16 protein-coding genes are annotated in these 15368 nt (G+C 70.7%); 5 read left to right on the top strand and 11 right to left on the bottom strand.

Features of this window, described 5'->3' with window-relative positions; translation table 11 throughout:
• Nucleotides 1–70: 70 nt before the first annotated feature.
• Nucleotides 71–1096: a class II fructose-bisphosphate aldolase gene (fbaA, locus tag AB0J88_RS00285; RefSeq protein ID WP_364354082.1), complete on the bottom strand. Its 1026-nt coding sequence runs from the start codon at nucleotides 1094–1096 to the stop codon at nucleotides 71–73.
• A gap of 163 nt (nucleotides 1097–1259) precedes the next feature.
• On the opposite strand from fbaA, the gene AB0J88_RS00280 reads away from it, so the two are divergent.
• Nucleotides 1260–1451, top strand: coding sequence for a hypothetical protein (locus AB0J88_RS00280; protein WP_364354079.1), 192 nt, complete (start codon nucleotides 1260–1262; stop codon nucleotides 1449–1451).
• Here AB0J88_RS00280 and AB0J88_RS00275 read toward each other — a convergent pair.
• Together AB0J88_RS00275 and AB0J88_RS00270 are read right to left on the bottom strand one after the other, a co-directional pair.
• Nucleotides 1448–2488 carry an LCP family protein gene (locus AB0J88_RS00275; RefSeq protein ID WP_364354076.1) on the bottom strand — a complete coding sequence of 347 codons (1041 nt, stop codon included), beginning with the start codon at nucleotides 2486–2488 and terminating at the stop codon, nucleotides 1448–1450. The genes AB0J88_RS00280 and AB0J88_RS00275 overlap by 4 nt on opposite strands.
• Nucleotides 2485–2982 (bottom strand): SigE family RNA polymerase sigma factor, encoded by a 498-nt coding sequence (locus tag AB0J88_RS00270; RefSeq protein WP_364354073.1) that lies wholly within the window; start codon nucleotides 2980–2982, stop codon nucleotides 2485–2487. The genes AB0J88_RS00275 and AB0J88_RS00270 overlap by 4 nt, the downstream gene beginning before the upstream one ends.
• A 160-nt stretch (nucleotides 2983–3142) precedes the next feature.
• Between AB0J88_RS00270 and AB0J88_RS00265 the strand changes: the two genes are divergently transcribed.
• Entirely contained in the window at nucleotides 3143–4612 is a 1470-nt protein-coding gene (locus tag AB0J88_RS00265; RefSeq protein WP_364354070.1) for a hypothetical protein, read from the top strand.
• A 61-nt stretch (nucleotides 4613–4673) separates the two neighbouring features.
• Entirely contained in the window at nucleotides 4674–5462 is a 789-nt protein-coding gene (locus AB0J88_RS00260; RefSeq protein WP_364354067.1) for a VTT domain-containing protein, read from the top strand.
• A 24-nt stretch (nucleotides 5463–5486) separates the two neighbouring features.
• On the opposite strand, the gene AB0J88_RS00255 is transcribed toward AB0J88_RS00260, so the two are convergent.
• The 8 genes from AB0J88_RS00255 to AB0J88_RS00220 all read right to left on the bottom strand — a co-directional run bounded on the left by AB0J88_RS00255 (nucleotide 5487) and on the right by AB0J88_RS00220 (nucleotide 13486).
• On the bottom strand, nucleotides 5487–6287 hold the full coding sequence (locus AB0J88_RS00255; RefSeq protein ID WP_364354064.1) for a class II aldolase/adducin family protein: 801 nt from the start codon (nucleotides 6285–6287) through the stop codon (nucleotides 5487–5489).
• 4 nt (nucleotides 6288–6291) lie between these two features.
• A complete protein-coding gene (locus tag AB0J88_RS00250; RefSeq protein ID WP_089254755.1) occupies nucleotides 6292–6672 on the bottom strand; it encodes a metalloregulator ArsR/SmtB family transcription factor in 381 nt (126 codons plus the stop codon).
• Nucleotides 6673–6729: 57 nt separating this feature from the next.
• Nucleotides 6730–7269, bottom strand: a complete 540-nt coding sequence (gene pyrE / locus AB0J88_RS00245) for an orotate phosphoribosyltransferase (RefSeq protein ID WP_364354061.1) — start codon at nucleotides 7267–7269, stop codon at nucleotides 6730–6732.
• Nucleotides 7270–7381: 112 nt separating this feature from the next.
• Nucleotides 7382–8149, bottom strand: coding sequence for an SDR family oxidoreductase (locus AB0J88_RS00240; RefSeq protein ID WP_364354058.1), 768 nt, complete (start codon nucleotides 8147–8149; stop codon nucleotides 7382–7384).
• A 10-nt stretch (nucleotides 8150–8159) separates the two neighbouring features.
• A complete protein-coding gene (locus AB0J88_RS00235; protein WP_364354055.1) occupies nucleotides 8160–8822 on the bottom strand; it encodes a hypothetical protein in 663 nt (220 codons plus the stop codon).
• A gap of 85 nt (nucleotides 8823–8907) precedes the next feature.
• Nucleotides 8908–9627: a hypothetical protein gene (locus tag AB0J88_RS00230; RefSeq protein WP_364354052.1), complete on the bottom strand. Its 720-nt coding sequence runs from the start codon at nucleotides 9625–9627 to the stop codon at nucleotides 8908–8910.
• Between the two features lie 84 nt (nucleotides 9628–9711).
• The gene (gene clpB / locus AB0J88_RS00225; RefSeq protein ID WP_364354049.1) at nucleotides 9712–12309 is read right to left on the bottom strand and encodes an ATP-dependent chaperone ClpB; all 2598 of its coding nucleotides are present in this window, start codon (nucleotides 12307–12309) and stop codon (nucleotides 9712–9714) included.
• A gap of 85 nt (nucleotides 12310–12394) precedes the next feature.
• Nucleotides 12395–13486: a hypothetical protein gene (locus AB0J88_RS00220; protein WP_364354046.1), complete on the bottom strand. Its 1092-nt coding sequence runs from the start codon at nucleotides 13484–13486 to the stop codon at nucleotides 12395–12397.
• 70 nt (nucleotides 13487–13556) lie between these two features.
• On the opposite strand from AB0J88_RS00220, the gene AB0J88_RS00215 reads away from it, so the two are divergent.
• On the top strand, nucleotides 13557–14057 hold the full coding sequence (locus AB0J88_RS00215) for a cation:proton antiporter regulatory subunit (protein ID WP_089254761.1): 501 nt from the start codon (nucleotides 13557–13559) through the stop codon (nucleotides 14055–14057).
• A 7-nt stretch (nucleotides 14058–14064) separates the two neighbouring features.
• Nucleotides 14065–15318, top strand: coding sequence for a cation:proton antiporter (locus AB0J88_RS00210; RefSeq protein ID WP_364354043.1), 1254 nt, complete (start codon nucleotides 14065–14067; stop codon nucleotides 15316–15318).
• Nucleotides 15319–15368: the final 50 nt, after the last annotated feature.

Here is a 15368-nt window from a genome sequence, read left to right as displayed (position 1 = left end):
GTACAGAAATCGGGCACCAGACCGCAAAGCGGAGCCCGGCCCCCAACGAGGGACCGGGCTTCGCGAAGAGTTACTTCGAGAGGGTCGTGCCGGTCGAGCGGAGGTCCTCGCACGCCTGCGAGACGCGCTCGGCCATGCCCTGCTCGGCCGACTTGCCCCAGGCGCGCGGGTCGTACTGCTTCTTGTTGCCGACCTCGCCGTCGATCTTGAGCACGCCGTCGTAGTTCTTGAACATGTGCTCGACGACCGGGCGCGTGAACGCGTACTGCGTGTCGGTGTCGATGTTCATCTTGACGACGCCGTAGTCGAGCGCCTCGCGGATCTCGGAGAGCAGCGAGCCGGAACCACCGTGGAAGACCAGCGAGAGCGGCTTTTCCTTGCCGGTGCGGGCGCCGACCGCGTCCTGGATCTCCTTGAGGATCTCCGGGCGGAGCTTGACGTTGCCCGGCTTGTAGACGCCGTGCACGTTGCCGAAGGTCAGCGCCGCCATGTAGCGGCCCTTCTCGCCGAGGCCGAGCTTGTCGACCATGGCCAGACCGTCTTCGACGGTGGTGTAGAGCTTGTGGTTGATCGCGTTCTCGACGCCGTCTTCCTCACCGCCGACGACGCCCACCTCGATCTCCAGGACCACGTGCGCGGCTGCCGCCTCCGCCAGGAGCTCGGCGGCGATGTCGAGGTTCTCGTCGAGCGGCACCGCGGAGCCGTCCCACATGTGCGACTGGAACAGCGGGGCCTCGCCCCGGCCGACCCGCTCCTTGGAGATGGCCAGCAGCGGACGCACGTACTTGTCGAGCTTGTCCTTGGGGCAGTGGTCGGTGTGCAGCGCGATGTTCACCGGGTAGTTCTTGGCGACCTCGTGTGCGTAGGTGGCGAGCGCGACCGCGCCGGTCACCATGTTCTTGACGGTCGGACCGGAGAGGTATTCGGCACCACCCGTCGAGACCTGGATGATGCCGTCGCTCTCCGCCTCGGCGAACCCGCGCAGGGCCGCGTTGAGCGACTGCGACGAGGTCACGTTGATGGCGGGGTAGGCGAACGCGCCAGCCTTGGCGCGATCGAGCATTTCGGCGTACACCTCGGGCGAAGCGATGGGCATGTCTGCCGCTCCTTGTCTAATCCGGTCACGGATGCCGGACCGCGCTGTCCTCCATTGGGATTATCCCGCAACAGCAGAAAGCCCTGACAGGCAGGTCAGGCGGTACGACTGCCGCCGTGATCCACAAGCCTGGCGTACGGTGAGGGGGAAGGGGGCGGCGCCGATGACCCAGGAAACCAATCCGATCGACGAGCGCGACCCGGAGGCACCCGAAGCGGACGCCAGGGAGCAGGCGACCCCGGCGCGGCCCGACGACCCGCGCGACGACCGGGTCCGCACCGGGCCCGAGGTCCCCGAGGCCGACGCCGTCGAGCAGGCCCAGGTGGTCGGCACCGACGACGACTATCGCCGCTAGCGCACCACCTGCGGGTTCGCCTGGACCCAGCCGGTCAGCCGGTTCTGCTTGATCGCCTCGAACACCGGCGTGCTGAGGTCGGGGTCGAGCCGCTCGTACTCGACGCGGTCGATCGTGACGTTCCGGAACTTCGAGCCGATGTCGATCGAGCTCACCGTGTCGATGCCCGTGGCGACCCGCAGCAACTGCGGTGTGGTGATGCCCACGCCGGCCACCGCGATGCCATCCGCCGCCGCGTGCACCACCCGCGCCAGCTGCACCGGGTCGCGCACCTCGCTGCCGATCAGCCCGCGCACGAACGCCCGGCCGTTGGCGTCGCGGTCGTAGACGCCGTGCGGCAACCTACGTTGGCGGAGTAGGTCGAGCATGTCGCGACCGTCGAGCCGTTGGCAGCCGGCCGGGTAGACCCGGTCGCTGTGCCAGGAGGTCACCTGCCGTTCGATGCAGATCTCGACGCCACCCAGGGCGTCGGTCACCGCCCGCAGCCCTGAATAGCGCACGGTCACCGTCGCGTCGACGGACAGGCCCGTGGTCGACGTGATCGTGCGGGCGGTCAGCGCCGCCCCCGCCGCGAGGTCCGGTTCCTGGCCGCGCCGTTGGCTGCCGAAGTAGAAGGTCTCGCCGAGCCGCGCGCGGCCCTTGTCCGGAATCTCGACCAGCAGGTCGCGCGGCAGCGAGACCAGGTAGGCGGTGTGGCCACCGGCCGGCACGTGCACCAGCAGCACGGTGTCGGCGCGGTAGCTGCGGCCACCGTCGTCGTCGACGCCGAGCACCGCCACCGTGAGCGGCCGGTCCACCGCGGCCACGCTGCCGGGCAGGAACGGCTCACCGAAGTTCGGGGTTTCGGCGGTGTCCCGCAGCACGAACGGCGCCGCCAGGGCGGTGGTGACCGCCAGCGCGGCACCGGCGAGCCGCCGGCCGAACCGGCGCCGCCGGCGGTGCACCACGGCACGATCGATGGCCTCGCGCAGCGGAGCCGACGGCGGTGCGAGCCTCTCGTGCCGCTCGAACGAATCGCGCAGTTGCTCTTCGATCATGGACAGGTCTCCACCATTTCGGCCCTCAGCGTCGCGAGTGCCCGCGATATCGACGATCGCACCGTGCCGACGGCGCAGCCGAGCACCTCGGCGATCTCGGCGTCGGGCAGGTCTTCGTAGTAACGCAGCACCAGGGCCGCGCGTTGCGCCTTCGGCAAGCGGGCGAGCCAGGACCAGACCTGGTCGCGGTCCGCGCTGAGCTGAGCATGGTCGTCCGGTACGACCTTCGCCGCCTCGTCGGGTTCGGCCCGCAGCAGCACTCGGCGCAGCCAGGAGCCGCGCCGCCAGTCGAGGTACTGGTTGGTGATCATGCGACGGACGTAGCGGTCGGGCACGTCCGCCCGCACCACCTTCTTCCAGTTGAGCTGGACCCGCACCATCGTCTCCTGCACCAGGTCCTGGGCGAGGTGCGGATCGCCGCAGAGCATGACGGCGTACCGGAGCATGGCGCCGAGTTTGGCGTCGGCGAACTCCTCGTACGTCTGCGGCGTCACTGGTACCTCCGGGGTGGCTCTGCCAGGACGACGCGCGCGGACACCGAAAGCGCTGCGAAGATCACCGATATTCAGCCGTTCGGCCAGACTACCGACAGTCCTCTCGCGATCGTGATCTCCGATGACTAGAGTCCGCGTCGATCCCTGGGGAGGATGCCGGATGCGCATGCGCCAGCTTGCCGCCGTCGGCGGCGCCGTCTGTGCCGCCCTCCTGACCGCGCCGCCACCCGCGTTCGCGGCACCCGAGGCCCTCGCGATCAGCATGCGCGACGTGACCGTCGCCGAAGGACATCCGGGAGTCCTCGCCAGCGCCACCCTGATCTCGTCCGAGCCGGCGGTGCTCGACGACGTGGTGGTCACCTACGACTTCAGCGCGCTGGCCGGCCTGGTCGAGGTGGTCGCGCCGGCCGGCGCGTCCTGCTCGCTCACCGACCCGACGATCCTGGCCTGCACCCGCGACCAGATCCGACTGGGCAGCGCGCCGCTCACGGGCCAGTTCGACGTGGTGGTCCGCGCCGTCGACGATGCAGGTGTCGGCGACGGGCCGCTCCAGCTCGGGGTGCAGGCAGCCGGGCTGCCGCTCGTGTCCAGCTCCTCGTGGGTGCGGGTCGGCACCGGCGTCGACCTCGTGGCCGGCCCGTCGACCGAGCTGACCCGCTCGCCGGGCCAGTCGTTCACGCTGCCGCTGACGGTCGACGTGGCCGGCACGACCGCGGTCGAGCGACCCAGCGTCTACTTCACCGAGACGTACGCCATCCGCGCCGCCCGCAAGTTCAACAACTGCCTCTACGTCGAGGACCGGCTCCGCAACTGCTGGTTCGAAGGCACGTTCACGCCGGGGGCCAGCTACAGCGCGGTCTGGCCGTTCGTGCTCGGAGCCGACACGGCCGCCCCCGGCACGAAGCGCACGGAGGCGACCTGGCTCACCGCGGCCGAGGCGGCCGACTACGAGTCGTTCCTGGCCGGGCACGGCTACTCCGGCGGGGAGCCGGGCACCGACGGGGAGCTGGTTCTGACCGGCGAGCTCGGGCTGCGGCCGGCGGACCAGGCCGACACTGAGCCCAGCAACAACCGCAGCACCCTCTCGGTCACGGTGACCGGCCGCAACGACGCCGACCTGGCCGCGATCGGCGCGGCGGTGCGCGGCGCGGCCGGTGAGCAGCGGTCGGTCACGGTCGGCGTGCGCGACGACGGGCCGGCCGCGGCCGAGCGCCCCGGCGGCGACGTCGCCGTGGTCGAGGTGACGATCCCGCCGGGCACGACCGCGCTCGCGGTGTCGCCCGAGTGCGCCCCGCTGGCCGATCCGGACGTTCCCGGACTGCCCGGTGCCGCCGTGTACCGCTGTCACCCGGGCTCGCTCCTCCGGCCCGACAGCAGCGTCGAGTTCGGCTTCGAGCTGCGCTTCGACCGGGCCGAGCCGGCCGACGGCTCGGTTCGGCTCGTCGACGTCGACGACCCGGACGCGACCAACGACCGGGCCGCGATCACGGTCAATCGCACGACCGCTCCCCCCGCCGACGGCTCGTTGCCCATCACGGGCGCACCGGCCGGCGCGCTCGCGGCGCTCGGCGTGTCGCTGGTCGTCGTGGGCGTGATCACGGTCTTCCTGGCCCGGGCACGGGCCGCCTGAACCGGGCCGGTTCTGCTGCCCTACCCACCAGGGCTTGCGCAGCCCGGTAGCCTTTGTGCCCGTGGAGACGACCCGCGCCCTAGCCGACAACCTCGCCTTCAACCCGTTGGACCCGAAGGACCTGGTGCACACCTTCGGCCTGTACGGGGTCTGGGCGATCCTGTTCGCCGAGACGGGCCTGCTGGTCGGCTTCTTCTTCCCGGGTGACTCGCTGCTGTTCCTCGCCGGTGTGGCAGCCACCCCGGTGGCCGACGCGATCTTCGGCGACGGCACGAAGCTCTCCCTGGCAGGCCTGCTCATCGGGGCGCCGCTGTGCGCGATCATCGGTGCTCAACTGGGCCACTACCTCGGCGCCCGCTACGGCACGCGGATGTTCGAGAAGCCCGACTCGAAGCTGTTCAAGCGCGAGTACGTCGAGAAGGCCGAGCACTACTTCCAGAAGTTCGGCCCGGCCAAGGCGGTCGTGCTGGCCCGCTTCATCCCGATCGTCCGCACGTTCCTGAACCCCGTGGCCGGCGTGCTCGGCATGCCCGCCCGGCAGTTCTTCGTGTGGAACGTGGTCGGCGCGGTCCTCTGGACCGACGGCATCATCCTGGTCGGCTACCTGCTGGCGGGCAAGATCTACGACGCCATCGGCACCCACATCGACCGCTACATCCTGCCGTTCGTCGCGCTGATCGTGCTCATCTCGGTGCTTCCGATCATCATCGAAGTCATCCGCGACCGGCGCGCCGCCAAGCGGGCCAAGGAGATGGCGGTCATCGGCGTCTCGCCGATCGCCGGCATCGCCGACTCCGTGACGGACGACGGCGACCACCGCTCACACCGCGGCTCGCACCGGGCCAACTGAGGCTCAGGCGCCCGCCGGCGGCGGTCAGGCGCCCGCCGGCGGCGGCTGGTCGGTCAGGTCGGCGAGGCGGCCCAGGGCCAGGGCGCGGTAGGTGAGCTGCGCCGCTTCCTCGAGGTTGTAGGCGCGCTTGAGCGCGAGCTCGATGCTGTCGGCCAGGACCGAGCAGCCGTGGCGGCTCAACACGAAGCAGTTGGTGCCGTCACTCGCCGCGCGAGCGGCGGCCTCGGCCAGCGCGGTGGTGCCGGGCGGATGGAACGGCACGGTGCCGACCCGACGCACGTAGAAGGCGTGGTCGGTGGTCAGCAGCCGGATGCGTTCGCCCAGGGCGTCGAGCAGCAGGGCCGTCTGCGGATGCAGATGAATGATCGCGGTCACGTCAGGACGCTCGCGATAGGTGGCGAGGTGCAGCGCGACCTCGGAGCTCGGCGCTACGTCAGCCGAGTGGCGCATCGCGGGCACCGAACTACTGCCGGCGGCCCGCGGGTCATCGAAGACTCCGCGCGCGCCAGTGGACCCGGCGTCACCGGAGCCGGAGGATCCGGTGACGCCGGACGGCTCAGCGCCGCCGGAGCGCAGGGTTACGCCGTCGCTGATCCGCACGCGGGCGAACGACGGGCGGGACAACCGGTCCAGCCAGGTGCCGGCGCCGGTCACCCAGCAGGTGTCGGCGCCCGGGCGACGGGCTGACAGGTTGCCACCAGAGCCGACCACCAGGCCGGCACGAACCACCGCGGCGCCTACCTCAGCGAGCTCGTCGCGGAGGTCACGCTCATCGTCGGACCCGGCGTCGAGTCTGGGAGGCGACGCCGGGCCAGTTGATGTCACCGCTTCAGCGCGCGGCCTTCTTGGTGGCCCGCTTGCGGGGCGGGGTGAGCAGATCGGCGATCGTCGCGATAGCCGACGGCACGAGCCGGTAGTAGGCCCACACGCCGCGCTTCTCCCGCTCGAGCAGGCCAGCCTCGGTCAGGATCCGCAGGTGGTGGCTCACGGTCGGCTGCGAAAGCCCGAGAGGTGCGGTCAGGTCGCAGACGCAGGCCTCGCCTTCCGGTGCCGACTGGATGAGGCTAAGCAGCCGCAGTCGGGCCGGGTCGGCAAGAGCCTTGAGCACCCCAGCGAGGCGCTCGGCATCCGCACGTTCGATCGGCTCGCCGGCAAGCGGCGAGATCTGAGGCATGGTCATTTCAGCCAACGCAGTTCCCACGTATTCCATCCTTCCACTTACAGCATCGACCCGCCTGCATATGAGCAGGTCCGAATCGGCAAACTTTTACGCCACTAGGCCGAGGTCAGCCATCGAGTAGGCCGCCTTGTAAGGGAGTCCCGCCGCCCGAATGGCGTCGCTGGCTCCCCGATCGACGATAACCGCTACGCCTACCACCTCAGCCCCGGCTTCCCGGAGCGCCTCGACGGCGGTCAACGGGCTTCCCCCGGTCGTGGAGGCGTCTTCCACGACCAGCACCCGTCGTCCGGCAACATCAGGACCCTCGATCCGGCGCTGGAGACCGTGCGCCTTGGCCGTCTTGCGGACCACGAACGCGTCGAGCGGTCGCCCGGTCGACGCCGCCGCGTGGAGCATGGCGGTCGCCACCGGGTCGGCGCCGAGGGTGAGTCCACCCACCGCGTCGAAGTCCCAGTCGGAAGTCAGGTCGAGCATCACACGTCCGACCAACGGTGCGGACGCATAGTGAAGGGCCACGCGACGAAGGTCGACATACCAGTCGGCTTCGCGTCCCGAGGAAAGCACCACCTTGCCGTGCACCACAGCTAGCTCAGTGATGAATTTACGCAGGTCGTCGTGGTCCCCCATGGGGGAGAAGCGTACTGGTCGATTCTGTGAACCTGCTGGGCGCCCCACCAGTGATCGGGAAATTTCGCCCGATAGCGAACGGTTGCAGGCGGCTACCCGACCGAGTCGACCGTCACAGGTTGTCGCGGCCGATGCGGCCACGGGTGTCCCGAGCCACTCGGGCGAAGACACGGCGCGGCGCGTGCCGCATGCCGAACACGGCCACTTTGTACTTCCAGTCGGGCACGCTGACCAGCCGCCCGCGCTCGAGGTCGCGAAGCGCGTCGGCGACCACATCGTCAGCTTTCAACCACAACCAGGAGGGGGTTTTCGACATGTCGATGCCCGCGCGATCGTGGAACTCGGTGCGCGTGTATCCGGGGCACAACGCCATCACGCGGACCCCGAGCCCGGCCACCGCATGGCCGATCGACTCACTGAAATGGGTGACCCAGGCCTTGCTCGCCGGATAGGTCGAGCCCGGCATCACGGGCGCGAACGACGAGGCCGACGAGACGTTGATCACAGACCCGTTGCCGCGGCTCGTCATCGGCGGCAGAGCCGCGTGGGTGAGCCGCATGACGGCGTCGATGTTGAGGCGGAGCAACGCCGTCTCGTCGGCGGCCGTCGACTTCAGGAACGACCGGTTGAGGGTCGAGCCGGCGTTGTTGACCAGCAGGTCGACGTGGCCCGCCAACCGCTCCGCGACCGCGGTCACACCGGCCTCGGTGGACAGGTCGGCCGGCAACACCTCGGCCGTGCCGCCCGTCTCCGCGGCGATGGTGGCGAGCCGGTCGGCATCGCGGGCGACGAGCACCAGGTCGTAGCCGTCGGCGGCGAGGCGGCGGGCGAACGCGGCACCGATGCCCGCGGTGGCGCCGGTGACGAGTGCGGTCGGCACTGGGGGTCCTTCACATGGCGGCGGGGGTGGTCGCCGGCGGATCCGGGCGTTGCCAGTCCGTCGGGTTGACCGGGGGCGGGGGTGAGATCGGCGGCACGCCGGTGGGGCTCGGGGGTAGCGACGACGCGCGCCGGAAGTACTCGTTGGCCGGTGGGGAGATCAGCAGCAACGTGACCACAAAGTAGCCCAACACCTGAACGAGCGAAAGGACCGCGCTGGTCCACGGCCACCAACTCGGGTGGGCGTCGTTGATGGCCCACAGCACCGCGTCGTCGGCGAACGAGTCCATCCGCTGCAGGAAGCCGAACACGGCCCCGAGGATGCCGCCGAGCAGGCCGAGGCCACACACCACGAGGGTCGCGACCCGGACCCCGCGGACGCCGCGTAGCAGGCCGACCACGAGCCCGGCCAGCACCACCGCCGAGACGACGCCGACGAAGGCCGCCGCGATCGGCACACCGCGCAGCAGTGCCGTGCCGCCGTCGACGTCGTCGGACGAAAGTCCGACGCCGGACGCGTTGTCCTGGAACCGCTCGACGATGCCGGGCATCAGCACGAGGCCGATGCCGCCGTAGACCAGGCCGCCGACGGCCATCGCCACCAGGACGCCGGACGCGGCGCGCACGGTGCCCGGCGGCCGACGGGGATCGGTGACGGGCTGCTGCGGGAGCACTTGCGCTGGGTACGACACGGGGCCCTCCGGTAGATCCGTTGTAGACGAACCTACTCGGAAGGCCCCGAGTGTGCTGGCTGTGGCGTCAGCGCGGCGGTGCCGGCGTCTCCGGCGGCTCGCCACCCTGCACCGGCGGCGCGGGCGGCAGCGGAGGCTCGCCGGCCTGCTGCGGGAACTGCGGGGTCGGGTAGCTCGAGCCCGGCATCACCGGATATCCAGGTGTCGGCGGCTCCCACGCCGCGGCGCGCGGCTTGAACCACTGGTTCGAGGCGGGCAGCGCCAGCAGGATCAGCGCGACCAGCACCAACAGGATCGGAACGATGGCGAGCACGGTGTTGACCGGGTTGTACCAGCCGGGCATGGCAGCGTCGATCTTCGCCTGCACGTCCGCCTGGTCGGGCACGTTGGCGCCGCTGGTGTCCGCACCCATCGAGCTGCCCGCGGCGTTGAGCGCCTGGCCGGCGCCGCAGCAGAGCAGGAACAGGCCACCGACGACCCAGGTGACGATCCTGGCCGCGTTCTTGCCTCGCATGTTGAGGAAGCCGAGGACGACCAGGCCGATCGCGACGAGCAGGGCCACGATGGAGCCGCCGACGGCCACGACGAGGGCGACGGTGTCACCGGACTCGGCGAGCTCCGTGCCCGCGTACGCGTCGGTCAGCGCCTGGCGCAGGCTGCTGAGCGTCGCGAGGGTCACCAGGAGGCTGACGACCTCGATGGCGGCGACGGCGTAAAGCAGATAGCTGGAAATCCGGACAGTGCCCGGCGGCCGGGCACGGTCCGGACCGGGGGCGAGCTCCGACACGGCACTCCTTCCTCGATACATCACAATGAGTGAAGATCAAGGTACTAGTAGCGCGCCAGTCTGTCGCCCCGAGACATCCATCGATCAGTTGACCAGAGCCATCACCGTCAGCCCGTCCTTGCTGTCGGCGAGATCGACCGAGACGGTGTCACCGTCGCGGATCTCGCCGGCCAGCAGCGCCTTGGCCAGGCTGTCGCCGATGGCCGACTGCACCAGCCGGCGCAACGGGCGGGCGCCGTAGATCGGGTCGTAGCCGTGCTCGGCCAGCCAGGCGCGGCCCGCCTCGGTGACGTCGAGCGTGAGCCGCCGGTCGGCCAGCCGCCGCTGTAGGAACTCGAGCTGGATGTCGACGATCGCCCGCAACTGCGGCCCGGACAGCGCGGAGAACACCACGATGTCGTCGAGCCGGTTGAGGAACTCCGGCTTGAAGTGCGCGCGGACCACCGCGAGCACGGCCTCGCGGCGCTGCTCCTCACCCAGGGTCGGGTCGGCGATCAGCGTCGAGCCCAGGTTGGACGTGAGGATCAGGATCGCGTTGCGGAAGTCGACGGTGCGGCCCTGGCCGTCGGTCAGCCGGCCGTCGTCCAGCACCTGGAGCAGCACGTCGAAGACGTCCGGGTGGGCCTTCTCGACCTCGTCGAGCAGGATCACCGAGTACGGCCGCCGGCGCACCGCCTCGGTCAGCTGCCCGCCCTCCTCGTAGCCGACGTAGCCGGGCGGCGCACCGACGAGCCGGGCGACGCTGTGCTTCTCGCCGTACTCGCTCATGTCGATGCGTACCATCGCGCGCTCGTCGTCGAACAGGAATCCGGCGAGCGCCTTGGCCAGCTCGGTCTTGCCTACACCGGTCGGGCCGAGGAACAGGAAGCTGCCGGTCGGCCGGTCAGGATCGGCGATGCCGGCCCGGGCACGGCGGACCGCGTCGGCGACCGCGGCGACCGCCTCGGGCTGGCCGACCACCCGGGACGAGAGCGACTCCTCCATCCGGAGCAGCTTGAGGGTCTCGCCCTCCAGCAGCCGGCCTGCGGGGATGCCCGTCCATGACGCCACGACGGTGGCGATGTCGTCGGCACCGACCTCTTCCTTGAGCATCGCGCCGCTGGTCTGCAACGACACCAGCTCGGCCTCGGCGGCGGCGAGCTCCGCCTCCAGCGCGGGGATCCGGCCGTAGCGCAGCTCGGAGGCACGGGCGAAGTCGCCGTCGCGCTCGGCGTGGCTCTCGTCGCCGCGCAGCCGCTCCAGCTCCTCCTTGGTGGTGGAGATCTTGGTGATGTGCTCCTTCTCCAGGCGCCACCGGTCGGAGAGGGCGGTCAGCTGCTCGCGCTTGTCGGCCAGTTCCTTACGCAGCCGCGCGAGCCGCTCGGCGGAGGCCACGTCGGACTCCTTCGCCAGGGCCATCTCCTCGATCTCGAGCCGGCGCACGGCCCGCTCGACCTCGTCGACCTCGACCGGCCGCGAGTCGATCTCCATGCGCAGCCGCGAGCCGGCCTCGTCGACCAGGTCGATCGCCTTGTCGGGCAGGAACCTGTCGGTGATGTAGCGGTCGGCCAGGGCGGCGGCGCTGACCAGGGCGGCGTCGGTGATCCGCACGCCATGGTGCACCTCGTAGCGCTCCTTGAGCCCACGCAGGATGCCGATGGTGTCCTCGACCGACGGCTCGCCGACCACCACGGGCTGGAACCGCCGCTCGAGCGCGGGGTCCTTCTCGATGTGCTGGCGGTATTCGTCGAGCGTCGTGGCACCGACCATCCGCAGCTCACCGCGGGCGAGCATCGGCTTGAGCATGTTGCCGGCGTCCATCGAGCCCTCGCCCTTGCCGGCACCGACGACGGTGTGCAGCTCGTCGAGGAACGTGATGACCTGGCCGTCGGAGTTCTTGATCTCTTCGAGTACGGACTTGAGCCGCTCCTCGAACTGGCCCCGGTAGGACGCGCCGGCGACCATCGCGGCGAGGTCGAGCGAGACCAGCTTCTTGTCGCGGAGCGACTCGGGCACGTCGCCGGCGACGATCCGCTGGGCCAGGCCCTCGACGATCGCGGTCTTGCCGACGCCGGGCTCGCCGATCAGCACCGGGTTGTTCTTGGTCTTGCGGGACAGCACCTGCATGACCCGGCGGATCTCGGAGTCGCGGCCGATCACCGGGTCGGTCTTGCCGTCCTTGGCGCGCGCGGTGAGGTCGACGCCGTACTTCTCCAGCGCCTGGTAGGTCTGCTCGGGGTCGGCGTTGGTGACGCGCCGGTCGCCGCCGCGGATGGCCGGGAAGGCGGCGACCAGGTTGGCCTCGGTCGCGCCCTGCGCCTTGAGCGTGTCGGCGACGGCACCGCCGACCCGGGCGAGGCCGGCGAGCAGGTGCTCGGTGGAAACGAACTCGTCGCCGAGCGGGCGGGCGATCTGCTCGGCCGCGCCGATGGCATTGACGAACTCGCGGGACAGGCTGGGCTCGGCGACGCTCGGGCCCTGCGCGGTGGGCAGGCTCTCGATGGCGCGGGCGGCGGCGCGACGGATGTCGGCGGCGTTGGCGCCGACCGCGCGCAGCAGGCCGCCGGCGGTCGAGCCGCCGGTGTCGAGCAGGCTGAGCAGGAGGTGCCACGGCTCGACGGTGGCGTTGCCGCGCTGGGCCGCGCTGGCGGCCGCGCTGGTGATGACCTCACGACTCTTGGTCGTCAGACGTTCGCTGTTCATGGGCTCCCCTGGTAGCTGGTGTCCACTAGACACGACACAACCAGAGTTGAGTCTATTCCGCTCAACTCCAGTGCTGTGATCTGTGTCACTCGTTGCCCACGAGCACCCTGATCCACTTCCGTTCGCCGTGGTCGTCGACGCCGAGCCAGTTGACCGCGTCCCGCGCGCAGAACAGCGTGCCCTCCGGCAGCATGCGCAGATAACAGCTGCCGATCGGCCAGTCCACATGCTGGAAGGCGCCGCCTGACACCAGGCCGACGCGGCCCCCGGCGGTGACGGCGAGACTTGCGTCTTCGAGGACGACACCCGAGGTGAAGTCATCCGGGTGCCCGGTCGCGCCCATCGGACGCCAGCCGGTGTCGTCGAAGTACCAGAGCGACGGCCACGAGACCAGATCGGTCTGCCCGATCAACCAGGCGTACGTGCCGCTCCGGTCGACCGCGATCCGGGCCGAGACGAGGCGCTCGCTGGCGCCCGCGACCGGCACCTGGCGCCAGGTCGCGCCCTGGTCGTTGGACACCGCCGAGATCGGCCGGCCGTTGTCGTCGATCCCGACCGCGAACAGAGCGTGCACGGCGGACGCGACGGCACGGACGTTGGGCAACTTCGGCTGCGCCTTGGTCGGAGAAGGCTTCCCATCGGCGCCGAACCACACGACGAGTTGCTTCGCATCGGAGTCGCAGCAGGCCTGGTACTCACCGAAGATCGGGCGGACGACGTCGTCGTCGCCGGCCGCGTACTCGTAGGTCGCGCCGCGGTCGAACGAGACGTAGTAGCCGTCCGGCTCCACGTAGAGCACCAGCCGCGCACGGTCCGCGTACAACTGATGGTCCCGGCCCTCCGGACGCGGAAGGTAGACCTGGTGCCAGGTCCGGCCGCCGTCCTCGGTGCGCACCAGGGCCGCGGAGCAGTTGTCCTCCGGGCCGGGCGGGTTGGTCGTCGAGCCGCACCGGGCGAACAACGCATAGCCCAGTGCCTGGTCGACGAACTCGACGCTGCGTAGCCGGTAGCCCGGGGGCACCGGAATAGACCCACGCCGCGTCTCGAAAGCCGCTTCCGTCGCCGGTGGGGGCGCCGCGGTCGGGGGCGGTGGCGGCTTGCGCCGGATATCACCGATCGAACACCCCGCGAGCAGCACGAGTACGGTCGCCGCCGCCGTCATGATCCGTCCGCGCATGACACCTCCCCGTGCGGATACGAGTCCCGTGGGACGGGCATGGTTCCCGATCTTTGGATAGGTTGCCATCGTGCGAGTACGGGTGGAACAGACGTCGTTACCCGGGATCGGCGTGCGGCACGACTTCGTCACCGAGGCGGGCCGGCGACTTGGCGTCGTGTCGCATCGCGACGGACGCCGAGCTCTCATCGTCTACGACCGAGACGATCCCGACGCGCGGCTGGCCGCGATCCCGCTCACCGACGACGAGGCCGAGGCGCTCGCCGACCTGCTCGGCGCGTCGCTCATGCTCGGCCAGCTGGCCGGCCTGCGCGACCAGGCCGCCGGGCTGCTCACCGAGCAGATCGCCCTGCCCGCGAGCTCGCCGTTCGTCGGCCGGCCGCTGGGCGACACCCGCGCGCGCACCCGCACCAGCGCCTCGATCGTCGCGACCCTGCGCGCCGCCCAGGTCATCCCGTCGCCCGGCCCGGACTTCCGGTTCGAGAGCGGCGACGTGGTGGTCGCGGTCGGCACCCGCAAGAGCCTCGACGCGCTGACCCGCATCCTCGCCGACAACGATCCGGACGGCTGAGCCGACGATGCACGAGAGCACGACGGTCCTCCTGATCGAGGTCGGGGCGCTGATGTTCCTCCTCGGCCTGCTCGGGCGGCTCAGCCGCCGTTTCGGCATCTCACCGATCCCGCTCTACCTTCTCGCCGGCCTGGCCTTCGGCCACGGCGGGCTGCTGCCCCTGAACGCGAGCGAGGAGTTCTTCTCGGTCGGCGCCGAGATCGGCGTGATCCTCCTGCTCGTGCTGCTCGGCCTCGAGTACTCCGCCGACGAGCTCGTCGGCAACCTCCGCACCGCGGCACCGGTCGGCCTGCTGGACGCGGTCCTCAACGCGCTGCCCGGCGCGGCCTTCGCGCTGATCCTCGGCTGGGGCTGGGTCGCCGCGGTCGTGCTCGCCGGAGTCACCTGGGTGACCTCCTCGGGCGTGGTGGCCAAGGTGCTGGCCGACCTCGGCCGGCTCGGCAACCGGGAGACGCCAGTGGTGCTCTCCGTGCTGGTGATGGAAGACCTGGCGATGGCGCTCTACCTGCCGTTGCTGACCGCGCTGCTGGCCGGCACGGGGCTCCTCGGCGGCGGCATCGCGCTCGGCATCGCGGTGCTCGCCGTGACGGTCGTGCTGGTGGTCGCCATCCGGTTCGGCGGCTGGATCTCCAAGGCCATCTCCGCACGCGACCCCGAGGCGCTGCTGCTCGGCGTCTTCGGCCTCACCCTGCTGGTCGCCGGCGTGGCCGCACAGTTGAAGGTGTCCGCCGCGGTGGGGGCGTTCCTCGTCGGCATCGCGGTCTCCGGCCCGGTCGCCCACCACGCCACCCGGCTGCTCTCGCCGCTGCGCGACATCTTCGCGGCGGTGTTCTTCGTGTTCTTCGGGCTCACCACCGACCCGGCGCACCTGCCGCCCGTGCTGTTGCCCGCGATCGGGCTCGCCGTCGTCACCATCGCGACCAAGACCCTCACCGGGTACCTCGCGGCGCGGCGCGCCGGCATCGCGGTGCGCGGTCGTTGGCGGGCAGGCTTGGCGCTGACGCCGCGCGGCGAGTTCTCGATCGTCATCGCCGGGCTGGCGGTGGCCACGCCGGGCATCAACCCGGAGCTCGGCGCGCTCGCCACGGCGTACGTATTGATAACGGTCGTGGTCGGCCCGATCATCGCGCGGCTGCCGGACTTCGAGTGGTTCAAGGCGCTGCTGCGACCCCGGCCCACGGTCGTCGCGTCGGTGCCCGCCCAAGCCACCGAGGCGCAAGGAGCACTAACTCGACACACACCGGACGCTACTAGCCAGTAACTCAGCGCGCACAGCCGATCGTGCCCGGGTCTTAACCTTTGACCCCTTCC

This window comes from Asanoa sp. NPDC049475 (assembly GCF_040676915.1).
Taxonomy (GTDB): Bacteria; Actinomycetota; Actinomycetes; order Mycobacteriales; family Micromonosporaceae; genus Asanoa.
The sequence above is the reverse complement of the archived record's forward strand: the minus strand, read 5'-3'. Positions and strand labels throughout refer to the sequence as shown.